This window comes from Roseococcus thiosulfatophilus (assembly GCF_017311575.1).
Lineage (GTDB): Bacteria > Pseudomonadota > Alphaproteobacteria > Acetobacterales > Acetobacteraceae > Roseococcus > Roseococcus thiosulfatophilus.
The window spans coordinates 1-423 of record NZ_JAFFQY010000056.1; the positions used below are offsets into that span (position 1 = coordinate 1).

Annotated in this window: 1 protein-coding gene; it reads left to right on the plus strand. The window is 68.3% G+C overall.

Features of this window, described 5'->3' with window-relative positions; translation table 11 throughout:
- Window positions 1–100: 100 nt before the first annotated feature.
- On the plus strand, window positions 101–423 hold a 323-nt coding region (locus tag JTN19_RS15765; protein ID WP_206934583.1), incomplete at its 3' end, for a transposase.

The window sequence follows — 423 nt, forward strand, 5'->3', positions numbered from 1 at the left end:
AGAGGCTGTCTCGAAACACCTTCGATATGAGCCTTTGGGGCTGGATGGCCGGGCTACATCGTGATTCGACCGGGTCGCGACACCTTGGACGAACGACACGATGTGGACCCCGGCCACCCGACGACAGCATAGCCGCGCGGGCCTGCGCTATGCGAGTGACCTGACGGACGACGAATGGCGGATCCTGGAACCGCTGCTGCCCGGCGCGCCTGGTCGCGGGCGGCGGCGTGCCTGGCCGCTGCGCGAGATCGCCAACGCCATCTTCTACATGCTGCGGGCGGGCTGCACCTGGCGCCTGCTGCCCGACAGTTTCCCGCCCTGGCGCACGGTCTACCGCTGGTTCGTCAGGCTGCGCGATGGCGGCGTGTTCGAGGCGATCAACCACCACCTCGTCATGCTCGACCGCGAGCGCGCCGGTCGCGA